This window comes from Eubacterium sp. AM05-23 (assembly GCF_003477535.1).
Taxonomy (GTDB): domain Bacteria; phylum Bacillota; class Clostridia; order Eubacteriales; family Eubacteriaceae; genus Eubacterium; species Eubacterium maltosivorans.
Genome location: NZ_QUDF01000006.1, coordinates 244,110 through 259,065, shown reverse-complemented (window position 1 = coordinate 259,065; position 14,956 = coordinate 244,110). Strand labels below are relative to the sequence as shown.

13 protein-coding genes are annotated in these 14,956 nt (G+C 47.6%); 10 read left to right on the top strand and 3 right to left on the bottom strand.

Annotated features, from left to right (window positions below; all coding sequences use genetic code 11):
* The 3 genes from DW091_RS10520 to DW091_RS10510 all read left to right on the top strand — a co-directional run bounded on the left by DW091_RS10520 (nt 1) and on the right by DW091_RS10510 (nt 4,637).
* Nucleotides 1-1,302: a lactate racemase domain-containing protein gene (locus DW091_RS10520; RefSeq protein ID WP_118518117.1), complete on the top strand. Its 1,302-nt coding sequence runs from the start codon at nt 1-3 to the stop codon at nt 1,300-1,302.
* Nucleotides 1,303-1,358: 56 nt separating this feature from the next.
* Complete coding sequence (locus DW091_RS10515; protein WP_118518116.1) at nt 1,359-3,071, top strand: BCCT family transporter; 1,713 nt, start codon at nt 1,359-1,361, stop codon at nt 3,069-3,071.
* 105 nt (nt 3,072-3,176) lie between these two features.
* A complete protein-coding gene (locus DW091_RS10510; protein ID WP_118518115.1) occupies nt 3,177-4,637 on the top strand; it encodes a trimethylamine methyltransferase family protein in 1,461 nt (486 codons plus the stop codon).
* A 46-nt stretch (nt 4,638-4,683) separates the two neighbouring features.
* On the opposite strand, the gene DW091_RS10505 is transcribed toward DW091_RS10510, so the two are convergent.
* A complete protein-coding gene (locus tag DW091_RS10505; RefSeq protein ID WP_118518114.1) occupies nt 4,684-5,058 on the bottom strand; it encodes a hypothetical protein in 375 nt (124 codons plus the stop codon).
* A 204-nt stretch (nt 5,059-5,262) separates the two neighbouring features.
* On the opposite strand from DW091_RS10505, the gene DW091_RS10500 reads away from it, so the two are divergent.
* From DW091_RS10500 to DW091_RS10470, 7 genes are all read left to right on the top strand, one after another.
* Nucleotides 5,263-6,054: an HAD-IIA family hydrolase gene (locus DW091_RS10500; protein WP_058692971.1), complete on the top strand. Its 792-nt coding sequence runs from the start codon at nt 5,263-5,265 to the stop codon at nt 6,052-6,054.
* Between the two features lie 177 nt (nt 6,055-6,231).
* On the top strand, nt 6,232-7,590 hold the full coding sequence (locus tag DW091_RS10495; RefSeq protein WP_175557167.1) for a radical SAM protein: 1,359 nt from the start codon (nt 6,232-6,234) through the stop codon (nt 7,588-7,590).
* Between the two features lie 267 nt (nt 7,591-7,857).
* On the top strand, nt 7,858-8,610 hold the full coding sequence (locus DW091_RS10490; RefSeq protein WP_118518113.1) for an alpha/beta hydrolase: 753 nt from the start codon (nt 7,858-7,860) through the stop codon (nt 8,608-8,610).
* 159 nt (nt 8,611-8,769) lie between these two features.
* A complete protein-coding gene (locus tag DW091_RS10485; protein ID WP_058692970.1) occupies nt 8,770-9,336 on the top strand; it encodes a chromate transporter in 567 nt (188 codons plus the stop codon).
* 9 nt (nt 9,337-9,345) lie between these two features.
* Entirely contained in the window at nt 9,346-9,918 is a 573-nt protein-coding gene (locus tag DW091_RS10480; RefSeq protein ID WP_118518112.1) for a chromate transporter, read from the top strand.
* An 89-nt stretch (nt 9,919-10,007) separates the two neighbouring features.
* Nucleotides 10,008-10,619, top strand: coding sequence for a TetR/AcrR family transcriptional regulator (locus DW091_RS10475; RefSeq protein WP_118518111.1), 612 nt, complete (start codon nt 10,008-10,010; stop codon nt 10,617-10,619).
* Nucleotides 10,616-11,878 carry a cation:proton antiporter gene (locus tag DW091_RS10470; RefSeq protein ID WP_118518110.1) on the top strand — a complete coding sequence of 421 codons (1,263 nt, stop codon included), beginning with the start codon at nt 10,616-10,618 and terminating at the stop codon, nt 11,876-11,878. Before DW091_RS10475 ends, DW091_RS10470 begins: the two co-directional genes overlap by 4 nt.
* Here the strand turns inward: DW091_RS10470 and DW091_RS10465 are convergent.
* Both DW091_RS10465 and DW091_RS10460 read right to left on the bottom strand, forming a co-directional pair.
* The gene (locus DW091_RS10465) at nt 11,823-12,470 is read right to left on the bottom strand and encodes a DUF1638 domain-containing protein (protein WP_096918810.1); all 648 of its coding nucleotides are present in this window, start codon (nt 12,468-12,470) and stop codon (nt 11,823-11,825) included. The two genes, DW091_RS10470 and DW091_RS10465, sit on opposite strands and share 56 nt — an antisense overlap.
* A gap of 126 nt (nt 12,471-12,596) precedes the next feature.
* The gene (locus tag DW091_RS10460) at nt 12,597-14,795 is read right to left on the bottom strand and encodes a bifunctional diguanylate cyclase/phosphodiesterase (RefSeq protein WP_158577869.1); all 2,199 of its coding nucleotides are present in this window, start codon (nt 14,793-14,795) and stop codon (nt 12,597-12,599) included.
* Between the last annotated feature and the right edge of the window lie 161 nt (nt 14,796-14,956).

Sequence of the window (14,956 nt, the reverse complement as noted above, 5' to 3'; positions counted from 1 at the left end):
ATGAGCAGCGTAGTATCCGATTTACTGAAAGACACACCGCTACCAAAATTTTTTAAAATCAAGCAGACCTTTCCAAGGCCTGTGATCAAACCCGAGAATATTCCATCGGTTGTGCACAGCCAGCTGGAAGCGCCAAAATTTGCAGATCAGATAAAGCCTGGCATGCGTATCGCCATCACAGCCGGCAGCAGAGGGCTGGCCAACTATGCCAGAATCCTGAAAGCCATTGTCGATTTCTGCAAGAAAAAGGGCGCAACCCCCTTTGTTGTCCCGGCCATGGGCAGTCACGGCGGCGCAGTGGCCGAGCTCCAGACTTCAATTTTAAACGGTTATGGCATTACAGAGGAGGTTATCGGCTGCCCGATCATTTCCTCCATGGAGGTTAAAAAAATCGGCCTGACACCTGACGGCCGGGATGTATATATTGACAAAAACGCCGCTGAAGCTGACGGCATCATTATCTATAACCGTGTAAAGCCCCATACCTGCTTCCGGGGCCCTTACCAGAGCGGGATCATGAAAATGATGGCCATCGGTCTCGCAAAGCAAGCCGGGGCGGAAAACTGCCATGCCCAGGGCTATGAGCTTCTTCCTAAAAACATACACATGTATGGCCAGGCCATTATCGACCACTCTAAGATGCTGTTTGCAGTCGCCACAATAGAGAACGCTTATGATGAAACCTGTAAAATCGCCTGTATCCACCGCGATGATGTCGGCGATGCGGAACCAGTGCTTTTGCAGGAAGCGACAGACCTCATGCCGCGTATTCTCGTGGATACGTGCGATGTACTGATTGTGGATGAGCTTGGCAAAAACTTCAGCGGTGACGGTATGGACCCTAATATTACCGGAACTTTCTGCACGCCCTATGCTGACGGCGGCATTAAATCGCAGTATGTCTGCGTTCTGGACCTTTCACCCGAAACCCAGGGAAACGGGATCGGGATTGGCATGGCCAACGCTACCACAGCCCGCTGCGCCAGAAAGCTTGATCTTGAGGAAATGTATCCAAATTCAATTACCTCAGTTGAGGTCGGCAGCGCCCGTATACCCTGTGTCATGAAAACAGACCGTGAAACCATCCAGCTCTGTGTGAAAATCTGCGTCGGAAACGACAAGGACAATCCGAAAATTGTCCGCATTCCAAACTCATCCTTTATTCAGCACATCATGCTGTCCGAAGCCTACTATAGCGAGGTTCAGGGCAGGGATGACATTGAAATTCTCAGCGAACCGGCTCCGCTTCCATTTGACAGCGAGGGAAACCTGCTTGATCTGGAACCGCGGGTACGATCATAAGAAAAATTCAGGGGAAATTTATTTAGAAGTTTTTATAAGTAAGGGGGAAAATACTGATGAAACCAAACACTTCTATAAAAAGTCCCAATGAAGATAAAGTGCGTGTTGACCGGCTTATCTTTATCGGTGCTTTCATTTTGCTAGCTGCTCTTATTATTCCAATTCTTGCCTTTCCTGAGCAAAGTCAGAAAATCATGACAGCCATTCAACAGGCGTCGTTAAATGGCTTTGGCTGGGGATTCCTGCTCTTCTCTTTTGGCGCGCTTATCCTGTGTATTGCCATTGCTGTCAGCAAGCTCGGCAAAACAAAAATGGGTTCTCCGTCCGAAAAGCCAGATTACTCCACCTTTTCCTGGATTGCCATGCTTTTCTGCGCAGGACAGGGCTCCAGCATCATTTACTGGGGATGCATTGAATGGGCGCATTACTACACTTCGCCGCCTCCGGGATACGCTTCTTTATCTGTCGAAGCCGCCAATATCTCAACTGCCCTTTCATTTCTTCACTGGGGACCTACAGCCTGGGCGCTCTATTGCCTGCCGGCCATTCCCATGACCTATCTCTACTGGCGCCGGAGAGACCCAATACTCCGCCTAAGCCAGACCTGCAGCAAGGTACTGCCGGTTAAATTAACCCGCGGGAGAACCGGGTCTGTCATCGACCTCGTTGTTCTAATCGTCATATTGATTTCCTATGTCGCTACCCTTGGTCTCGGCACTCCGATGATCGCTACCGGGCTGGAATATTTCTTCAATATTCCACCGACCATGTGGACAAAGCTGGCCATTATTCTGGCCTGGAGCGCTGTATTCTGTACCAGTGTCTGGAAAGGACTGGACTCTGGTATTCAAAATCTAAGCCGCATTAACGTGTGGGTAGCCTTCGTGATGCTGGGAATGGTCTTAATCTTTGGACCAACCGCTTTTATCTTCAATAAAGCCTGCGATTCCATTGGTTTACTTCTTCAGAATTATATGCAGTGGAGCCTGTTCACAGACGCAATCGGACAAAACGGCTTTGCGCAGGGCTGGACCATTTTCTACTTTGCCTGGTGCATCACGGTCGCGCCCTTTATGGGTCTCTGGGTTGCCCGGATCTCTAAAGGCCGCTCGCTCCGTGAAATCATTATCGCTGAGCTGGTCGTCAGCGCAGGAAGCGCGCTGATGGTATTCGCCATCCTGGGCGGCTACGGCGTTCACGCCCAGACTATTCAGGGGATCGATATCGTTGGCGTGCTTGAAGCCAAGGGCGATACCTGGGCCATCGTCACCATTCTGACCAGTCTGCCGCTCGGCAAGATTATACTGGCGCTAATGCTGATAACCATGTTTATCAATCTGGCTACCTCACTGGATTCCACTGCTTTCGTTCTCTCTCAGTTATCCTGTAAAAATCTGAAGCTTGGGCAGGAGCCGCCAAGATGGTATCGTATGTTCTGGGCTGTCGCACTGGTCGTCGTACCGGTTGCCCTGACAATCTCCGGCGCGGACGGATCCCTGCAGACACTCCAGACCTTTATCATCGCGCCGTCCATACCAACGCTGATCTTTATCTGCATCATGATGGTCTCTTTCTTCCTGATGGTGAAGGAGGACAAAGGCCTGCCTTACGCGGAAATTATACGAAATCACTATAAACGCAATAAGCCTGAAATTGAACCAGAAGCTGTCGTTGAACTCGTCGCACCGTTTGAAGGAGACGACAGTCAAGAATCATCAGAAGATAAACAGCTAACTGAACCGGTTGATATCCAGCCTGCCGAAGCGTGAATCTTTAAATGACGACTAAAACTAACTGAAGCCTGGGCCTTTATTCTGGGCCCGGGCTTTGCCTTTCGGAAATGTTTGAATTGAAATATAAGGAGAGAATATCCAATGATTAGAACAAGTTTAACCGATGTCTTTTTTACCAAAGAGGATGTCGAAAAACTGCACGAAAGCGTGCTACATATTTTAAGCACCGTTGGTGTTAAAATTGAAAACGAGGAAGCCCGCGGTATTTACAGCCAACATGGTGCCAGGGTAGACGGTGATATTGTCTATATTGATGAAGCTCTGCTGAACAAGGCGCTTAAAACTGTACCCGACAATTTTGAGCTTCAGGGCTTTGACAGAAGCGTCGCGATCGGCCTGGACCATGACCCGGTCATCATTCCAACCAACGGCACGCCTCTGGTTTTAAACTTTGACGGCAGCTACAGTGACACAGATCTTCACGATGTCATCAACTTTTACAAGCTTATTGACACCTCTGACGTCATCGGCATCACAAGCCAGATCGCCATCGACGTTCCCGGTCTTGATAAATCCAGGGACCGCTACCTGCCTCAGCTTGCTTTGATGCTGAAGTACAGCCACAAGCCTATCTTTAACGTACTCACCGCCACCGAGAATAACTACAAAAAATCCGACCTTGAAACCGGTACCCGCGAGGGCATCCAGTTTGCCAAAAAATTCTTTGGAATAGAGGATAAATACGTATGCTACAGCGGCGGCTGTGTCATCTCACCTCTGGCCGTCGGCTGGGAATCCATGGCCTACTTTATGGGGGAAATTAAGGAAAACCAGCCGCTGAGCATTACGGCCTGCTCCATGACCAACCTGACGGCGCCGGGCTCTCTGTTTGGCTCTGTGGTGCAGGACGCGGCAGCGGTGTTGTCCATTGTCGTTTTATCACAGCTCATGAATCCAGGCCTTCCCTGTATGTACACCAGCCTGTCCTCCATGACAGATATGCGCTATGTTCAGCTCTGCATGGGCGCGCCGGAATTCTCGCTCATCACCCTGGCGCACATCGCCTTAGCCAACTATTACCGTATTCCTGCCCGCATGGGCGGCGGCCTGGGCGATGCGTTCAAGGCCGATTACCAGGCCGGTGTAGAATCCACAGTAGGCCTTATGGCGCCGATGCTCACTCAAACTGCCATGATCGTTCATGGAGTAGGTACCATGGGCAGCTTTAATCTCACAAGCTACGAAAAATTCATTGAAGACGAAGAAACCATCCGCTATCTGAAACGCATGCGCAAGGGGTTTGACGTCTCCGATGACCATCAGAAAAAGGCCCTTAAATCCATCGAAAAGACCGGCCCACGAGGCAATTACCTGAGCGGCCGTACGCCAAAGGAATACCGTGAGGATAACTACCTGGCCAACGCTGTATTTAACCGAAAAGGCTGTAAGGAAAACACCCGTGAAGAAGAAGGTGATATCCGTGACCGCGCTAAAAAAATCTACGATGCCCGTATGGATTCCTATAAACTGCCGAACTTAAGCCTAGAACAGAAAAAACTACTCAACACCGAGCTGCCCGAGGGGTTTAAATTTGAAATATAATTATAAAAACAGCGCTTCCGCCATTTGTACGGAAGCACTGCCTGCGTTACTGGGTCTTTTTATAAACATGGACGTCGCCTGTGTCCCGGTCTGTCAGCGTCAGGGTATCCCCGTCAATGACATAGGACATATGAGTGGTCTGCCCGCCGTAGGCCTGAGCATACTTCATGTCCACGTTTTTTTCCTTTGTATCCATTGTATAGGTCGCGACGTCGTCACCAAACATTTTAAATACATTGTTATCCGCAAATTCAATATTGACGCCAGAATCATCTGCCCACGCTCCAAGAATCAGCTTTTCATCCTTTGCAGCCTCTGAACCTGTTTTAACCTTTGTACTGATACCGGTTGTCAACAGCGCCAGCACAAGGCTAAGCACCGCAACCGCCACAATGCCCATGGCAAGTTTTTTTTTCTCCATTTAAATCTCCTCAAATCCATTGGATGTTCCTAATGGATTTTATTATATCATAATTATTTACACGTGGTGTGATAGTTTTATGATTTTTTGGGAATTAACCTTTTTTTAAGGATATAATTAACGGTTTTTATCTTTACAAATTTAAGCAACAGCGTATATAATAAAATCATATAGGATCGATTTTCAATTTTGGAGGTAATATCGATGAATGAAGCATTAAAAGAAACCCTTGACAGCATAAAAGGTTTTATCTGTGATATGGACGGCGTTATCTATCACGGTAACCGCCTTCTTCCCGGCGTTCCCGAGTTCGTGGACTGGCTGTACCGGGAGGATAAAAATTTTCTCTTCCTTACAAACTCCAGCGAGCGCTCGCCACTCGAGTTAAAGGAAAAGCTCTCCCGCCTGGGCCTTGACATTGACGAGAGTCATTTTTATACCAGCGCCCTGGCCACCGCTAAATTTCTGAGCACACAGTCACCAGGCTGCTCTGCTTATGTCATCGGTGAGCCCGGTCTCATCAACGCCTTATACAGCGCCGGTATTACCATGAATGATATGAACCCGGATTACGTTGTTGTGGGCGAGAGCTATAATTACAACTATGACACCATCCTGAAGGCCGTTCGTTTTGTCTTAAAAGGTGCTAAGCTCATTGGGACAAACCCGGATCTCACCGGCCCTGCCGAAGGCGGCCTGGTACCAGCCTGCCGAGCATTTACCGCGCCCATCGAGCTGGCAACCGGAAAATCTGCTTATTTTGTCGGAAAGCCAAATCCGCTCATGGTCCGCACTGGTATTCGTATGCTCGGCGTTCATTCTGAGGATGCCGCCATTGTCGGCGACCGCATGGATACGGACATTATCTCCGGTATCGAATCCGGCATGCACACCATCCTGGTCCTCTCCGGCGTCTCCACACCAGAAACCGTCCAGGAATTCCCATACCGTCCACAGTTTATTTTAAACGGGGTGGGGGAAATCCCGACAAATTAGTAAAATTGCTTCTCAGCGGCCTGTGGGCCGCTTTTTTATTGGACAAATTCCAGAATCTGTCTGAATTTTTTACAAAGCCAGACATTGTCTAATTACATGCAACTCTCCTGATGCTATAGTAAAATCAGAAAATCGGGCGCTAAATGCAGGCAAGATTTACAGAATGGAGGCTTTAAAATGGCATCAAATATGAGTTTAAGTGAAAACATTAAGTCCTTTGGTATGAAACAGGTCATCAGGTATCTGGATGCAGACCCGGATAAAAATATTCCAAGAATCATTGAGTGGGTCGAAAAATTTGATAAAGACCAGACCATCGCTGGCCAGATGAAGGTCGTCAAGAAAGCTCTGGCCGATGAAAATAACAACTGGAACCGGCTGGTAAAAAGCCTGTGGACCGACATTGACCCCGGTGTCCGAAAGCGTCTCTTTAACAATTTTATCATCAACAGTGTCATCATCGGCTGCAAACGCCAGAACATGAACAAGGAAAAATACGACTGCAATATCCCGTGGGCCATTCTCATGGACCCTACTTCAGCCTGCAATCTGCACTGTACAGGCTGCTGGGCTGCGGAATACGGGGATAAAATGTCCATGGATTTCGATACGCTGGACAGCATCATCGAACAGGGAAAGGCCCTCGGGACTTATATGTATATCTATTCCGGCGGAGAGCCCCTTGTGCGCAAAAAAGATATTATCAAGCTGTGTGAAAAGCATGACGACTGTGCCTTTCTGTCCTTTACCAACGCTACCCTCATCGACGAAGCCTTTGCCGATGAGATGCTGCGGGTTCAGAACTTTATCCCGGCCATCAGCGTCGAGGGTTTTGAGGAAGAAACCGACATGCGCCGCGGTAAAGGAACCTATGCTGCGGTCATAAAAGCCATGGATATTTTAAAAGCCAAAAAGCTGCCCTTTGGTTTTTCTACCTGCTACCACCGTCAGAATACTGATGTCATCGGCAGTGAGGCGTATTTTGACGCCATGATCGAAAAGGGCTGTAAGTTTGGCTGGTTCTTTACCTATATGCCTGTCGGTGTCGACGCTGTCCCCGAGCTCATGGCCACCGCGGACCAGCGAGAGTACATGTATCACCAGATCCGCAAATTCCGAGGCACCAAGCCCTTGTTTACCCTGGATTTCTGGAATGACGGCGAGTACGTCAAGGGCTGTATCGCAGGTGGCCGCAATTACCTGCACATCAATGCCGGCGGCGACATTGAGCCCTGTGCCTTCATCCATTACTCCGATTCCAACATCCATGAGCAAACCTTACTGGAGGCTTACAGGCGGCCGCTTTTCATGCAGTACCATAAAAACCAGCCCTTCAACCCAAACCATCTGCGCCCCTGTCCGCTGCTTGATAACCCAGGCCGCCTGACCAGCATGGTTGAACTGTCCGGCGCGCACTCCACCGACCTCACTCACCCCGAGGATGTAAAAGCGCTTTCGGACAAATGCCTGGACGCCGCAAAAGCCTGGAAGGTCAACGCTGATCGTCTCTGGAACGAAAGCCATCCAAATCACTGACATTAAAAGCACTTCTGACTCAGGAGTGCTTTTTTATTGACTCAGACGCTTTACAGGCCTCGTCAAAATTCTAAACGGCATTTTTCATACAGAAAAATAAAATGGTATATCTTTCTGTAACCCTGTGAAGTATAATAAAAGCAATCAACAGGCAGAAGGGAGGACTGTTTTATGGGTATCTGGATTACAAAGTAATGGCAAGGTGTACCTTTGTTATTACGCCTTGCTAATCAAATAATTAAAAAAATGATTAGGAGGCAGATGAATATGTCATATTTTAATTATCAGTCAAAAAAAATATTTTATAAAGAAGCTGGTTGGGGTAAGCCGCTTGTCATGTTACATGGCGACACCGCTTCATCAGTTATGTTTAAAATGCTGTTGCCCTTATATCAAAAACATTTCAGGGTAATTTTGATCGACTTTTTAGGCAATGGACAATCAGACAGAGTTAAAAAATTTCCGCCGGATTTATGGATTTCACAGGCTCAGCAGGTTATCGCACTTATTGAACACTTAAAAATTGAAAAAGCAAATCTGATTGGAACAAGTGGAGGCGCCTGGGTTGCTGTCAATACAGCGTTAGAGCGTCCCGACCTCATAGACAAAATTATTGCAGACAGCTTTGACGGCAGGACTCTAAATGAAGACTTTGCAGTAAATTTACTGAAAGAACGCGAATACGCAAAACACGATCCTTTTGCTAAGCAGTTTTACGAATGGTGCCAGGGCAAGGATTGGGAAACTGTGGTAGACCTTAATACACAGGCACTGACAGAATGCGCAGAGAAAAAGTTACCGTTGTTCTCAAAACCTTTGAAATCATTGAGGGTTCCTGTTCTCTTCACAGGAAGTTTAGAAGATACAATGTGCCGAAAGAATATGCTGGAAGAATACGCAGAGATGAAGAGAATCGTTAAAAATGGAACAATCTATTTTTTCAATACCGGCGGACATCCTGCGATAGTTACAAACGCGGAAGAATTTTCAGAAATCGCCTTAAAATTTTTGAACAGCTGATAAGTTAAGCGGCACTTGCCGCTGAAAAAAGAAAGCTGCCCGTGCAGCGCTCTAAAAAGATAGGCTTTTGCCTATCTTTTTAATTATATAATACTATTTGCCAAATTTATTTCCCTAAAGTACAATAGAATCATCAAATCTCACACAAAGGATTTTTATATGGATGCTAAGAAACTTTTTAAATTGTTTATCTCTACCTTCAGTCTGAGCATGTTTACCTTTGGCGGGGGCTACGTCATTGTGCCGCTCATGCGGAAAAAATTCGTCAAAGAGCTGGGCTGGATCGAGGAGCAGGAAATGCTGGATCTCACGGCCATTGCCCAGTCTTCTCCCGGCGCCATGGCAGTTAACGCCTCCATCCTGGTCGGCTACCGGGTGTCGGGTGTTCTCGGCGCTTTTGTAGCTATTGTCGGGACAGTACTGCCGCCCTTAATCATTTTGTCCGTTATCTCACTTTTTTATACCGCTTTCCGCGACAACCTGTACGTGGGGTTTCTGCTTAAAGCCATGCAGGCCGGGGTATCCGCGGTCATTGTGGATGTCGTCATTGACATGGGCGGCGATATTTTTAAAGCACGAAAGGCCTTGCCCGTCGTTATGATGTTTGTGGTTTTCATCCTCAGCGCTTTTGTAAAAATGAATGTGATTATCCTCATCCTGATCTGCGGCCTCATCGGCGCTCTGGTGACCTTTACGGCCAAACGTACCGGAAAGAATCTTTTATAGGAGGCGGCCATGACTTATCTTCAGTTATTTATCAGCTTTTTCCAGATCGGGCTTTTCAGCATCGGCGGGGGATACGCGGCGCTCCCGCTCATTCAAGAGCAGGTTGTCAACCTCCACGGCTGGATGGATATGACCCAGTTTATTGACATTATCACTATTTCCCAGATGACGCCAGGCCCCATCGCCATCAATGCCGCCACCTTTGTGGGCATCAAAACCGCAGGAATCGGCGGCGCCATTGTCGCCACTGTCGGCTGTGTCACACCCTCCTGCATCATCGTGCTGGTCCTGGCTGCGGTTTACTACCGCTTTCGAAATCTGCACACCATCAAAGGCGTGCTCTCTGGCCTCCGCCCCGCTGTGGTAGCCCTCATCGCCTCGGCCGGTCTTTCAATCGTCATTGTAACCTTTTTTAAGAACGGCCTGGTACAGCTTACAGCAGACAATATCGATTTTGTGGCTGTGGTTCTCTTTGCCGTCAGCCTTTTTATCCTCCGGAAATTCAAGCTCAATCCCATTTATGTCATGCTGGGATGCGGGGTCATTGGCATGGGCGTATATGCGGCGCTTAATTTTATATGATAAACACGTATTAATTTTATAATCTTATTGACCAGTTGGTCTATTTCCTATATTATAGACTTATAAGTCTATAATATAGGAGTTTAACGATGAAAAAAGAAGCAAAAACAGAAATCACGAAAGAGCGAATTATGACTGCCGCCATGCGGGAATTTGGTGAAAAGGGTTACTTTGCCGCATCACTCAATAATATTTGCGGTACTGGTATCCCAAAGGGGCTGTTGTACCATAATTTTAAAAATAAGGATGCCCTTTACCTGGCATGCGTAGAGAAAAGCTTCAGTGCTTTAACCGCTTATCTAAAAAAACAGAACACCGGCTCAGACCTGCGCGGATACATGGATGCCCGTCTGCGCTTTTTTCAGGAAAACGAGTATGAAACACATCTTTTTTTTGAGGCCATTCTCCAGCCGCCCGCACAGCTAAAAAAAGAGATCCAAAATATCCAGAAGGATTTTAGAGCCTTTAATCTTATACTCTATAAAGAGATATTGTCCTCCATTACTTTAAGGGAGAGTATTTCTGAGGAAGATGCACTGGCATATTTTTCCTTGATGCAGGATATGTTTAACGGCTACTTTAGCAGCCCTGTCTATAATAATTTGCCGTTTTCTGACATTGTCTCCTCCCATGAAGTTAACCTGGCAAAATTTCTGGATTTTATGCTTTACGGCCTGGCAGAAAGAGGGTATGAGTCATGATCACTGCTCTTTTAAGACTTCTGCTCGCCATTTCCGCGGCTTTCTTAGTCGGAAAGCTTGTTTCACAGATAAAGCTGCCCGCCATTCTGGGCTGGCTCATCGCCGGCATGCTTCTGGGGCCACACGCCGCAGGTCTTGTAAACAACGCCATTTTGGATGCTGGATGGTACCAGTCTGTTATTCATATTCTGGAATGCACAGTCGGCCTGATGATCGGTACAGAGCTTGTCTGGAACCGTATCAAAAAATCCGGGAAAGCGCTTGTCATCACTACTCTCACACAGTCCCTCGGTACTTTTCTTTTAGTATCGACTGTGTTTGCTGTTGTTTTCTGGATAAGCGGTATTTCGCTTTACCTCGCTGTAATTTTTGGCGGAATCGCTCTGGCAACCGCTCCAGCACCGGCACTTTCAATCGTCAGAGAGTTTAAAACCGACGGACCGGTCACCAAAACCCTGATTCCTATGGCCGCTCTGGATGATATCGTCGGGGTCGTTGTTTTTTTCACCACTATCGCTCTTGTTGCCGGAAATATCGGTGAACAGAAGCTTCCTGCGTATATGATCTTTGTTGTCGTGCTTCTGCCGCTTGTTATCGGCGTGGTGACCGGCGTGCCCGCCGGGCTTCTCCTTCGCAGAAAATCAACACCACCAGTTACATTGTTTATCCTTATAATCATGCTGCTCTTAACCTCTGCCATTGGTTTCTTATGCAACACCTGCCTGATGCCAAAACCGATACTAAACTTTATGCTCATGGGCATGGCATTCTCTGCTGCCTTTTCAAACCTAGTTTCCCCAGAACGCCTGGAAGAAATAGTCGCCGGTTTTAACCCTATCCTGGGCCTGGCCATGATTGTTGTCATTTTAAATCTTGGCGCGCCGCTGGACTACCATCTTATTTTGGGAGCCGGACTCTTTACCTTTATTTATATCATTTCCCGTGCCTGCGGGAAATACGGCGGTGCGTGGATCGGAGCAAAACTTACAAAATCGCCGGAAACAGTTCGGAAATACCTTGGCTTTACTTTATTGCCTCATTCGGGCGTTTCACTGGTATTTACCGGTATTGCTGTCTCAGTGCTGTCTGTGGCCGCCCCGGAAAACGCCAGGATTATCCAGGGAACTATCGCCGCTGCTGCTGTGATCAATGAGGTGATCGCTGTCATTATAGCAAAAAAAGGCTTTGAATGGGCAGGGGAATTTAACCAGCTCGAAACATCTCTTCCCGAATCATCTCTCCGGGAGGAATCACAATAAACCGCTCATCAGTGCTGCCGCCCAGCATCTCAATGATCAGGTCCACATCGCCCTCGGTTTCCTGCAGCTCGAGGTTCAGCTTTTCTGCCACACCAGCGCATTTTTCACGGACACTCTGGTCCTCCACGCCGGTTTTGACAAACATGAGGTACTTATAATTTTTATACATGGCTTTTATGACGCGTAAAGCCCGTTTTTCGCCGTATTTTTCTTTCATGCGGTCATATTCATATCCGAGGCCCTCTTCGCCCCATAACCAGCCCTGTGATACGAAATATGAGCTTCGTCGCATTTCGGTGGTGTTTGGGTTATGACAGAGCAGAACGTCGATGCAGTCCTCTACCTTTGGCAGTACCACCGGACAGTTTTTTGCCTGTATGCCCGTCAGAGCCTGTCCGCAGTGCCCGTAGAGCAGGTAAATCCTTTCTGCACCGGTCTCCGCGTCGATGGCGGCCTGTACCTTTTCATGAAGGGTTTCCGGCACATTGTGCAGCTGATCCTCCAGCCAGTTGAATTTAAAATCCGATCGCTCCCCAAGCGCGGCTTCAATCTCCTTTCGAAGCACACTGCATCCGATAACCACCTTTTTCATTTTTTCTCCTCCTTTTTCACCGCCTTTTTGGCGGCATCCCTTAATGTCATTATAGAAATCTGCGAAAGCTCTGTCAATCCTGCAAAAAAAGAATACAAAAAAGGGCTGGTCTTCCAGCCCTTATCGTCAACTTTTATTTTTTATCAGCATTTCCTTAAACACAGCTTCCGAGACCGGCCTGGAATAATAGTATCCCTGGACAAAGAGGACGCCGTTCTTTTTCAGGAAATCGGCCTGTTCCCGGGTTTCCACGCCCTCGCAGATGATTCTCAGGTTCAGCACCCGAGCAATATTGACAATGCCGGTGATAAACATCGCGTTGCGGTGTTCGCTCAAATCTCTGTTGATAAAGCTTCTGTCTATTTTAATGACATCTACGGGCAGCTCCTGAAGAACGCCCATAGAGGAATAACCTGTTCCAAAGTCGTCGAGGGCGACGCTGAAGCCCATCTCCCGAAGCTTACAGGTCTGGGTAATGGTCTCATCCCAGTTTTCCATGAGCACCGTCTCGGTAATCTCGATTTCCAAAAAGGAAGGCGGTACAGACAAAAGCTCCGCAATACGCCTGATTTCATCGGCAAAGCCGGGGTTTGCAAAATGGCGGCTGGAAAAATTAACCGCTACTGGCACTGCCGGCTCATTGTTTTTAAACTGTCCGGCCAATGTCCTGCAGACCTTTTTAAAAATATAAAAATCCAGCTGGACCACAAAGCCGTTGGCCTCAAAAACCGGTATAAAGTGGGCCGGGGAGAGGACTCCTCTGGTCGGATGGTTCCATCTTACCAGCGCCTCCGCTCCCATGATCTCCCCGGTTTCGATGTTATATTTTGGTTGATAGTACGCCTCAAACTCCCGCCTGGCAAGGGCACCGTACATTTCATCCTCGACCTGCTGCTCGTGCTCCTGGGTATACTGCATGGCCTGGAGATCGCTGTCGTTGGCGTAGTAAAACTTAAAATGTCCCTTTCCCTGCTGTTTTGCACGGCTGCAGGCCAGATCGGAGCGGTGCAGCACCTCACGCAGCGGAAGATCGTCCGCCTGGCTGTCCCACAGCAAAACCCCAACGCTGACAGATACCGGAAAATCCTTCCGGGCTTTCCGGCTGCTCTCAGGTTTTATCTCAGAAATAACCTTTATAATCTGCTCTGCGGTCTTTTGCGCTGCCAGCTGTGTCTTAACAGACGGCAGCAGCATAGCAAATTCCTCTCCGCCGACGCGCGCGGCCATCCCGCTGTTTTTTTCCGCAATAGCCCTCAGCCTTTTACCAGCCTCTGTCAGAACCCGGTCGCCGACAAGGTAATCATACCGGTCATTGAGTCCTTTAAACTCATCCATATCCATAAAAAACAGGGCCATTCTGCCGCCATGTGTTTCGATGGTCTCCTTGATATAAAGATCAAAGGCTTCCCGGTTATAAAGTCCAGTCAGTCCGTCGGTCCGGCTCTTTTCAAGCAGCGCAGCATTTTGATTCTTTAAGTCCTTTACCATGCTGTTAAAGCTCTCAGCGAACTGCTGAAGCTCCTTAGAACCTGCGGGGATTAAGGGCTCTGCACTGTTTTCCCTTGAATTTTTCAGGCTTTTATAATAGTGGTGCAGGGGAGTGGTGACAAAAAACAGCAGAAAGAAAGACAAGACCAGCAGTAATAAAAGCAGAAAAAAATTATAGACCAGCATATGGTTCAGCGAGCCCATTGTCTCACTGTTAGAGAGGGTATTCTCACTGGTTTTTCGGTTGTAAAGCTGGCTTCTGAAGCTCGTTATATTGTCTGTGATTTCTTTTTTCTGATTTTCATAGGTGTTATTAAAAATACTTTTGATGGCCAGCTGTCCCTTTTCCTCCGGACCGCTGCTCTCCTCACCGTTTTTATAGACATAAGCCGCCACTTCAGGAGGCATCTGGCTTTCTGGAATTCCAACAGCGTCGGCCTTTAACCGCATGGCAAGGGTTTCGGTCTCCATGAGCCTGTCGGAAGCCTCCATGGCATTTTTTAAAAGCGTCCGTTCCTCTTCACTAATGCCTAGAGCATTAAGGCTGTTTACAGCGTCCTCGCGATGGCGGGATTCATCGGCCTCCTGCCAGTACTGGTTCATATAAACCGGATCTCCTGTTGCCACAAAATGCCGCGTGGCAGTGGTGAGATCATCAGAAGCTTTCGAGAATTCCAGTATTTTATCTTCACACTGGTTGTGATTTTCCATCCGGTCTGCCTGTTCACGAATCTTAAGGTCAACATTTTGTGTATTGATAAAAGACAGAACTGCCGCGATAATCGCCAGAGCACAAAAAATAAAGGTCGTCATCCTCAGACTGATTTTTAACTTCATCTCGCTTGTCCCATATCTTTCTTTTGAATAAATTCTGTTTCTAATAAAACAGTTAAAGTGTATCATTAAATTTTCCGAAACACAAGCCGCTTTTCAGCCACTTTCGGATAACAAAAAAGCGGCCGGAGCCGCTTAAAAATGAAATCCTATTCGAAAAAAAT

Coding starts and splice junctions, on each gene's coding strand:
- DW091_RS10520 (WP_118518117.1), top strand. CDS start 1: ATGAGCAGCGTAGTATCCGATTTACTGAAAGACACACCGCTACCAAAA.
- DW091_RS10515 (WP_118518116.1), top strand. CDS start 1,359: ATGAAACCAAACACTTCTATAAAAAGTCCCAATGAAGATAAAGTGCGT.
- DW091_RS10510 (WP_118518115.1), top strand. CDS start 3,177: ATGATTAGAACAAGTTTAACCGATGTCTTTTTTACCAAAGAGGATGTC.
- DW091_RS10505 (WP_118518114.1), bottom strand. CDS start 5,058: ATGGAGAAAAAAAAACTTGCCATGGGCATTGTGGCGGTTGCGGTGCTT.
- DW091_RS10500 (WP_058692971.1), top strand. CDS start 5,263: ATGAATGAAGCATTAAAAGAAACCCTTGACAGCATAAAAGGTTTTATC.
- DW091_RS10495 (WP_175557167.1), top strand. CDS start 6,232: ATGGCATCAAATATGAGTTTAAGTGAAAACATTAAGTCCTTTGGTATG.
- DW091_RS10490 (WP_118518113.1), top strand. CDS start 7,858: ATGTCATATTTTAATTATCAGTCAAAAAAAATATTTTATAAAGAAGCT.
- DW091_RS10485 (WP_058692970.1), top strand. CDS start 8,770: ATGGATGCTAAGAAACTTTTTAAATTGTTTATCTCTACCTTCAGTCTG.
- DW091_RS10480 (WP_118518112.1), top strand. CDS start 9,346: ATGACTTATCTTCAGTTATTTATCAGCTTTTTCCAGATCGGGCTTTTC.
- DW091_RS10475 (WP_118518111.1), top strand. CDS start 10,008: ATGAAAAAAGAAGCAAAAACAGAAATCACGAAAGAGCGAATTATGACT.
- DW091_RS10470 (WP_118518110.1), top strand. CDS start 10,616: ATGATCACTGCTCTTTTAAGACTTCTGCTCGCCATTTCCGCGGCTTTC.
- DW091_RS10465 (WP_096918810.1), bottom strand. CDS start 12,470: ATGAAAAAGGTGGTTATCGGATGCAGTGTGCTTCGAAAGGAGATTGAA.
- DW091_RS10460 (WP_158577869.1), bottom strand. CDS start 14,795: ATGAAGTTAAAAATCAGTCTGAGGATGACGACCTTTATTTTTTGTGCT.